The organism is Phocaeicola faecium (genome assembly GCF_014837055.1).
Lineage (GTDB): Bacteria > Bacteroidota > Bacteroidia > Bacteroidales > Bacteroidaceae > Phocaeicola > Phocaeicola gallinarum.
The window spans coordinates 778-1155 of the sequence record NZ_JACSPQ010000046.1; the positions used below are offsets into that span (position 1 = coordinate 778).

Below are 378 nucleotides of genomic sequence, written 5' to 3' on the forward strand. Positions count from 1 at the left end.
GATCTGGACTATGACCCAATCCGTGGCACGCTCTCATTCCGCCTTGAAGCCGACGGATTCCGGCTCATCGCGGAGGGTACCGCGCTCGCCGTCGCCGATGCCGCAGGCAACTATGCCTCCACCGGTGATTTCTCCGACCAACCGGTGTTCGCGGAGCACGCCATCGACATGCTGGCGGTGGATGCCTCGCCGCCCGAGATCGCCGTGTCCTATGACAATAACGAGGTGCGGAACGAACGGTACTACCGGGCGTGGCGCAACGGCACCCTGACGTTATCCGACGCCAATCTCGATCTGGTCATCGACCGTGATCCGAATCGTGTGCTCATCACCCTGACCCGTGACGGCTCGGAACACCGCGCCATACCGCTATCCGCA

General features: G+C 62.7%; 1 protein-coding gene. It reads left to right on the forward strand.

Annotated features, from left to right (window positions below):
- Window positions 1-378: hypothetical protein (locus H9626_RS15785; RefSeq protein WP_225231021.1), on the forward strand; the 378-nt coding region annotated here is incomplete at both ends.